The organism is Acinetobacter sp. YH12098, from assembly GCF_013419235.1.
Classification (GTDB): Bacteria; Pseudomonadota; Gammaproteobacteria; order Pseudomonadales; family Moraxellaceae; genus Acinetobacter; species Acinetobacter amyesii.
Genome location: NZ_VPAO01000047.1, coordinates 25,328 through 32,299, shown reverse-complemented (window position 1 = coordinate 32,299; position 6,972 = coordinate 25,328). Strand labels below are relative to the sequence as shown.

8 protein-coding genes are annotated in these 6,972 nt (G+C 38.1%); 7 read left to right on the top strand and 1 reads right to left on the bottom strand.

Annotation, left to right across the window (positions count from 1 at the left end; genetic code table 11):
- Nucleotides 1-111 precede the first annotated feature (111 nt).
- Nucleotides 112-774 (top strand): hypothetical protein, encoded by a 663-nt coding sequence (locus tag FTU38_RS14345; RefSeq protein WP_180111661.1) that lies wholly within the window; start codon nucleotides 112-114, stop codon nucleotides 772-774.
- A gap of 354 nt (nucleotides 775-1,128) precedes the next feature.
- Here the strand turns inward: FTU38_RS14345 and ybaK are convergent, their stop codons facing one another.
- Nucleotides 1,129-1,596, bottom strand: coding sequence for a Cys-tRNA(Pro) deacylase (gene ybaK / locus FTU38_RS14340; protein WP_180003791.1), 468 nt, complete (start codon nucleotides 1,594-1,596; stop codon nucleotides 1,129-1,131).
- A gap of 154 nt (nucleotides 1,597-1,750) precedes the next feature.
- On the opposite strand from ybaK, the gene FTU38_RS14335 reads away from it, so the two are divergent.
- The 6 genes from FTU38_RS14335 to FTU38_RS14310 all read left to right on the top strand — a co-directional run bounded on the left by FTU38_RS14335 (nucleotide 1,751) and on the right by FTU38_RS14310 (nucleotide 6,966).
- Nucleotides 1,751-2,095, top strand: a complete 345-nt coding sequence (locus FTU38_RS14335; RefSeq protein ID WP_180003772.1) for an acyl-CoA thioesterase II — start codon at nucleotides 1,751-1,753, stop codon at nucleotides 2,093-2,095.
- Between the two features lie 40 nt (nucleotides 2,096-2,135).
- Complete coding sequence (locus FTU38_RS14330) at nucleotides 2,136-2,651, top strand: acyl-CoA thioesterase domain-containing protein (protein WP_180003774.1); 516 nt, start codon at nucleotides 2,136-2,138, stop codon at nucleotides 2,649-2,651.
- An 81-nt stretch (nucleotides 2,652-2,732) separates the two neighbouring features.
- Nucleotides 2,733-3,368, top strand: coding sequence for a CDP-alcohol phosphatidyltransferase family protein (locus tag FTU38_RS14325; protein WP_180003776.1), 636 nt, complete (start codon nucleotides 2,733-2,735; stop codon nucleotides 3,366-3,368).
- A gap of 47 nt (nucleotides 3,369-3,415) precedes the next feature.
- Nucleotides 3,416-5,170, top strand: coding sequence for a bifunctional alpha/beta hydrolase/class I SAM-dependent methyltransferase (locus tag FTU38_RS14320; protein WP_180003778.1), 1,755 nt, complete (start codon nucleotides 3,416-3,418; stop codon nucleotides 5,168-5,170).
- An 18-nt stretch (nucleotides 5,171-5,188) separates the two neighbouring features.
- On the top strand, nucleotides 5,189-6,541 hold the full coding sequence (locus FTU38_RS14315) for a phosphatase PAP2/dual specificity phosphatase family protein (RefSeq protein ID WP_180003780.1): 1,353 nt from the start codon (nucleotides 5,189-5,191) through the stop codon (nucleotides 6,539-6,541).
- The gene (locus tag FTU38_RS14310; protein ID WP_180111659.1) at nucleotides 6,538-6,966 is read left to right on the top strand and encodes a hypothetical protein; all 429 of its coding nucleotides are present in this window, start codon (nucleotides 6,538-6,540) and stop codon (nucleotides 6,964-6,966) included. The genes FTU38_RS14315 and FTU38_RS14310 overlap by 4 nt, the downstream gene beginning before the upstream one ends.
- The last annotated feature ends 6 nt before the right edge of the window (nucleotides 6,967-6,972 follow it).

Genomic DNA, 6,972 nt, shown 5'->3' with positions numbered 1-6,972 from the left:
TTTGAAGGATAAAAAAAGAATTGGGATTCAGCCCCAGGTTGAAACTTAATACGAGATCAAAGGGGTCAATTTTACTTTGCCATTTGAAAGGTAAAAGGGGTCAATTTTAGAATGCCGTTGACACTATCAATCCTTCCACTTTCAGCTTGTGGTAATTCAAGTGAAACAGCCCCCCTTGCACAAAGTTCAGCAACTAAAGTTGATGCTGAGCTTTCTCCAGAAAGTAAAGAAATCATCAATGAATATAATCAGATACTAATTCAATCTCAAAGTGAGTTAGACCCTCAAATAACCAATCAAAAGCTCAAAAAAATTCTACCTAAAATTTCTAAAATTAACTCAGAGAATGAACGAAATAACCTTTTACTAAACATCAATATGCGTCTTGGCAATTATGAAGAAGCCTTTGCTATTACAAATACAATTTTAGAAAAAAAAGAAACAACCAATATGAAAAATTTTCAATGTTTACTCATTGAAGTTTTAAACAAACCAAAAAAGGATATTGAAGACTGTTATTTATACAATGCTAATTTATATAAAAAACAGTTAGATAATATGCCCAAAAATGATCCCTATTACGATCAAACAGAATGGGCTTACTATGCGAGCTTATTCCATGCAGGTAAAACAGAATATAAATCTAAATTAAAGCAGCTTGTGGACTCAAAAAAATTTTCAGAAGACAAAGAAATATATGAGTCGCTCTATGAAATAGAAACAATTCCTGATGGTAGAAAATCTATCTTAGATAATTACAAATCCCAAATGTAATGCAAAAAAAACCAGCCCATGGTTGGTTTACAACATTATCAATATATATATGCAAAGCTGCCAACCCTCATTTCACATCAAATTTGGCATCAATTTCTGCGCGCTCGGTATTTCTCATATCAATTCAAGAAGCACCATAAATATACCTTCTAATAATCATATTTAGCCTACAATCCTAAATTTAGTACCCTGTATATCGAATATAAAAAGCTGCACCATGTCCAATAAATCCGTGACACTTGATGCGTCATCGAACCACAAAGCCGCTCAATGCGGCTTTTGTTATTTTATAGATTTTGAAGTGGAAGGTATTCCCTCTAAATTCACTTAAATTTAAGTAGTCAAAAACCACATTTAATCATCAATCACATCAGCAAAGTTTGCGCCCAAAACTTTTGCTAAATCTTCGGGTTTTAAACCAATATCCAAACCACGCTTACCACCACTCACATAGATTTTAGCTAAGTTCTGTGCAGAAGCATCGATCACAGTTTTTAAGCGTTTTTTCTGTCCAACTGGACTAATACCACCTACCAAATATCCGGTTAAACGCTCTGCATCTTTTGGGTCTGCCATTTTTAGTTTTTTACAGCCAAATGCTGTGGCCACTTTTTTCAAATTTAGCTGATATTCAACTGGCAATACGGCAACAAAGTAATTTTTATCGTCCGTAACCATCAAGGTTTTAAACACTTCTTCGACGGTTAAACCAAGTTTTTCCGCAGCTTCTAAACCAAAACTTTTTGCTTCTGGGTCATGGTCATATTCATGAATTGTAAAGTCGATTTTATTAGATTTTAAGAGTTTACATGCAGGTGTCATTGCTTTTTCGTCATTCCATTCGGACAACTAGGAAAACTCGATTATAAGCCTATTCTAGAAAGACCGGCGAACACTTTTATATTTTTCATGAACATGACTTGTGCAATAAGTTTGAGTTGAATACATTTAAACAAAGCAAAAATTTCAAAAAAATATGACAACGCTGACTCAAGACCTCATCCAATTATTATCTGTAGTGCCCAAAGATCAGGGCTACTTTTTGGCACAGAGCAAACCTCTGTTTGGTGACCATATTTTTGGTGGACAATTACTTGCTCAGAGTATAATCAGTGCATCCTATACCTGCACGCTCCCACTTCACTCTTTACATGCCAACTTTATTTCTGCGGGTCATGCAAATCAGCCCGTCTTATTTAAAGTCGAAAATTTACGTGATAGCCATAGTTTTTCCACTCGACAAGTGACCGCCATACAGCATGGCAAACCAATATATATGGTGATGTTGTCCTATATGAATAACGAAATGGGTATGGAGTAAAATACCTGAACCAGATCTGATCCCACAGTTTCCACCAAGTATGCTCAAAGAGGAGCAATTCTATAAAGCGCAAATCCAATCATCTATTTCACCTGAATATCTATCCACATTTTTACAGCCTTTTCAGCTTATATCTAAACCAATTGAATACGTGCTGACAGACTTGCCACAGTCCGGTCAAGCTTCTGTCTTAAATCAAAATCAATATGCAGAATATTTAAAACTCCATGATGCCTTGGATGCACAATTTGACCAACTTCATATACATCAGGCCATTGCAGCATATTATTCAGACTATAATTTATATTCTGCGGCGCTTATAACTCATGGTTTAAATTATCTGTCTCCTGAACTCATCGCAACTAGTCTTGATCATTCGATGTATTTTCATCATATCTTTCGGGTGGATGATTGGGTTTTCTATGACATGAATACCACTCGAACCTCCCAATCACGTGGGCTTAGTCATGGGCAAATGTGGCAAAATGGAAAATTAGTCGTAAGTACTACACAAGAAAACTTAATGCGTTATACAGGCGAATCGTCAGCCCTGTGACAATCTTTAACATACAAATTCTTGTTAAGTTAAGCATCCCGCGTATAAAATTTATGCAAATCATACTGCTATAACAATAATATGCCTTCGATCTACCAACTTAAGCCTGCATTTCAAAACCTGCTTCGACCTTTGGTTAAATCACTTCATCATCTTGGCATTACAGCAAATCAAGTAACACTACTAGCAATGTTCATTTCGCTAGCTGTGGCATTTTTCATTTATATCTATTTCTCTCACAACGGTATTGGTATTTTACTGTTGATTTTCCCTGTATGGATGCTTATTCGTATGGGATTCAATGCCATAGATGGCATGCTGGCACGTGAGTTCAACCAACAATCCAAACTCGGTGCTTTTTATAATGAATTATGTGATGTGATTTCTGACTCAGCACTCTATTTTAGTTTAATTTGTTTTGCTTTTATTCAAGCTGAATTACTTATTTTAACCTGTTTTCTCGCCATACTTGCTGAATATACAGGTGTGATGGCGCCATTAGTGGGTCAAGAACGTCGCTACGATGGTCCAATGGGAAAAAGTGACCGCGCTTTTGTATTTAGCATCATCTGTATCGTGATCGTGACTTCTTCTATATTTAGCTTCGGCTTAAACACATTGTCTCTTATTTGCAATAGTATTTTGATTATTACCATTTTTTTATTACTTATCACGATTTATAACCGCATTAAAAATAGCATTATCAACCCACAATAAATTTCAGTTTAGATCGTCAGTCGATTCATTATTTTGAGAACAACACAATGTATAACAATACTCAGCATACCTTTACGAGCCATGATGGAACATCCTTGTTTTATCAACACTGGGAAAATAGCAGTTTAAAAAGCAACCGTAAGAAAAAAGCGGTGATCTTATTTCATCGTGGCCATGAACATTCGGGACGAATGGCGCATTTGGTCAATGAATTGAATTTGCCTGATTTTGATTTTTTCGCTTGGGATGCCCGAGGTCACGGTAATACTCCTGGTGAACGAGGAGATGCACCGAGCTTTTCGGCATGCGTTCAAGACATTCAATATTTTGTTCAGCATATAGAACAAAATTACCAAATTCGATCAGAAAATATAGCAATTGTAGCTCAAAGCGTTGGCGCTGTTTTAGCCGCGACATGGGTGCATGATTATGCCCCTAAAATTCGTGCTTTATGCCTTGCCTCGCCTGCATTTGACATCAAACTCTATGTGCCTTTTGCAAAACCTGGCTTAACACTCCTCAACAAATTCGCTGGCAACTTTTTTATTAATAGTTATGTCAAAGCCAAAATGTTGACACACGATACTGCACGTGCGCAAAGTTATGATACTGACCCAAAAATCGCTCGAGCCATTTCAGTCCGGATGCTGCTGGGGCTATACGCAGCTTCAGATCGAATCGTTAAAGATGCACAAAATATTTTTGTTCCTACTCAAGTCTTATGTTCAGGATCTGACTTCGTGGTGCATCAAAAACCGCAATTGGCGTTTTATCAAAAACTCCCTCATCCATTGAAGGAATTTCACGTCTTAGATGGTTTTTATCATGATACTTTGGGTGAAAAACATCGCAAAATCGCCACAGATAAAATCCATCGCTTTATTCAACAATGTTTTAAACAACCCTATTCCGCACCTAAACTTTTAGATGCAGATAAAATTGGCCCGAGCTGTGCTGTAGCAGAAACCTTAAGTTCAACGCTTCCAAAACACTCTTTAAAACATGCATTTTGGAGCTTAACCAAACAAAATCTTAAAATTGGTAGTCTCTTTTCCAAGGGCTTAAAAATTGGTGAAGAGACAGGATATGACTCTGGCAGCACCTTAGATTTTGTTTATCGAGATCAATCAGAAAGCCAAAATGCTCTTGGTAACATCATCGATCGACAGTATTTAAATGCGATCGGTTGGCGTGGTATTCGCGTTAGAAAACAAAATATTGAAGCGCTATTAACGAAATATGCTTCTAAGTTAAATGATGCCCAACACGCAGTACGGATTATGGATATTGCAGCGGGCCATGGCCGATATATTTTAGATGCTGTACAAAAACTGCCTGAGCATCCTGAATCCATCCTGCTTAGAGACTACAGCTCGATCAATGTACAAGCAGGTCAAGTAATGATTGAGCAAAGAGGTTTAAGCCAGATTGCCAAATTTGTAGAAGCGGATGCCTTTGATACCACATCACTAGCCAGTGTTGAACCTAAACCGACTTTAGCCGTGGTCTCAGGTTTATACGAATTATTTAGTGATAATGATTTGCTTAGACAGTCTTTAACCGGCTTAAGTCAGGCCATTGAGAAAGATGGTTATCTCATCTACACAGGTCAAATTTGGCATCCGCAACAAGAGTTTATCGCCCGTGCTCTGACCTCACATCGCCAAAGAGATGCATGGGTCATGCGTTTACGCTCACAAGCCGAGATGGATGCCTTGGTTGAGCAAGCAGGATTCAAGAAAATCGATCAAGTTATTGATGAGTTTGGTATTTTCACCGTTTCCGTTGCACAAAAAATTTAAGCTTGGACGGTCAATCTTATGCATAAACTGGATCCGGAAACAGGAACTTGGAAATACGGCCTACTGTGTTTGGCATTTCTGGCACCTTTTTTCTTCTTAAGTTATGGTTTTGCCAATCAATACGCTGCGGGTTTAGCGTCTGTACCTGTTATCGTCTTTGAATGGGAAAAATATATTCCACTTTGGCCATGGAGTATTGTGCCTTATTGGTCGATTGATCTGTTCTATGGATTGTCTTTATTACTTTGTTGGAATAAGTTTGAATTAAAACAACATGTCCTGCGACTATTTTCGGCACAAATCCTTTCAATCAGCTGCTTTTTACTTTTCCCGCTACGTTTTAGCTTTGAGCGCCCCGAACTCACAGGTTTTTTCGGGCTGTGGTTTGATGTCTTGATGGGCTTTGATAAACCGTTTAATCAAGCACCCTCTCTGCATATTGTGCTACTGGTGATTCTTTGGGATTTTTACCGTCGGCATAGCACAGGCAAACTAAAATATCTGGTAGATGGTTGGTCCTTTTTGATCGGTCTCTCAGTTCTAACCACTTGGCAGCACCATTTTATAGATATCCCAACGGGTTTATTGGTCGGTGCCTTATGTTTATGGCTATTCCCGATGGCTGGCTCTGCGCCATGGGCTAAAAATATACAGAGTCGGCTAAGCTTAAAGCACATTAAAATCGGCATCCTTTATCTGTTTGCTGCCTTATTTTGTAGCGCAATCGCACATGCAAAAGGTTGGTGGCTTTGGCTGCTCTATCCTGCAAGCAGTCTGCTTTTAGTTGCGTTTGCATATTTATTCAATCGACCCCATTTTTTTCAAAAACTCAGTCATGGTGATATGACCATTGCTGCAAAAATATTGTTTGCGCCTTACTTTGTATTTGCTTGGATCAATAGCCGAATCTGGACTTATCGCCATCCTGAAGATTCTAAAATCATCAAAATCAATCAGAGTTATATTTATTTAGGTCGCTATCCGTCCAAACACGTCATGCAGCAATATGATGCTTTACTCGATTGTTGCGCAGAATTACCCACTTATCCAAAATGCTCCTATGCTCAAAACTTGAGTTTAGACCTGATTCCTTTACAGGCCAATCAGCTGCATAACGCTGTAGAGTCTTTAGAACTATTCTTGAAATCTAATAACAATGATGAAGCACAAAACATCTTGGTCTTCTGTGCTTTGGGATATTCACGAAGTAGTGCTGTAGTGGCCGCATTATTATTGAAACAACATCCTGAATATTCAGTCGAAGATGTTTTAAGGATTATTCGCCATAACCGCCCTTGGGTCGTGCTTAAAGCACCGCAAATAAAACATTTAAATACTTATCGTTTAAAACTTAAAGGACTTGCACCATGAATTTACAACTTGTGGTGCTGTCAAAGTTGTTGCAATCCACCACTGGATTGCTCATCTCAACGTATGTGGCAGCGATTCTCACGCTCTGGCTCATCATCCAGTTTGGCAATGTGATGCTATTCGATTTGCTATATTTATTAATTTGTCTAGTTTTGCTCGGAATACAACATTATTTAAGCCTGAGAATCAAATTTGATTCGGCACTTTTAGCCACTGTCGCTGAATACAGCCAAACTCAAAACCTTGAACAAACCACCAAGGAGCTGGACTTAAGTTTAATCAACTTAAAATTAATGCCTGCAAATAAATGTGGTCGCGCATGGGAGCTGCGTGAATTAGGTTGTCTGGCTTTATTTAAATGGCAGATCTTTGTGCTTTGCTTGCAATACATCGCATTCCTCTGCATATTTTTACTGTATAAATAATTCACA

What these genes read in the sequence shown, in the direction of transcription:
- FTU38_RS14345 (WP_180111661.1), top strand. Translation starts at nt 112, where the DNA reads ATGCCGTTGACACTATCAATCCTTCCACTTTCAGCTTGTGGTAATTCA.
- ybaK (WP_180003791.1), bottom strand. Translation starts at nt 1,596, where the DNA reads ATGACACCTGCATGTAAACTCTTAAAATCTAATAAAATCGACTTTACA.
- FTU38_RS14335 (WP_180003772.1), top strand. Translation starts at nt 1,751, where the DNA reads ATGACAACGCTGACTCAAGACCTCATCCAATTATTATCTGTAGTGCCC.
- FTU38_RS14330 (WP_180003774.1), top strand. Translation starts at nt 2,136, where the DNA reads ATGCTCAAAGAGGAGCAATTCTATAAAGCGCAAATCCAATCATCTATT.
- FTU38_RS14325 (WP_180003776.1), top strand. Translation starts at nt 2,733, where the DNA reads ATGCCTTCGATCTACCAACTTAAGCCTGCATTTCAAAACCTGCTTCGA.
- FTU38_RS14320 (WP_180003778.1), top strand. Translation starts at nt 3,416, where the DNA reads ATGTATAACAATACTCAGCATACCTTTACGAGCCATGATGGAACATCC.
- FTU38_RS14315 (WP_180003780.1), top strand. Translation starts at nt 5,189, where the DNA reads ATGCATAAACTGGATCCGGAAACAGGAACTTGGAAATACGGCCTACTG.
- FTU38_RS14310 (WP_180111659.1), top strand. Translation starts at nt 6,538, where the DNA reads ATGAATTTACAACTTGTGGTGCTGTCAAAGTTGTTGCAATCCACCACT.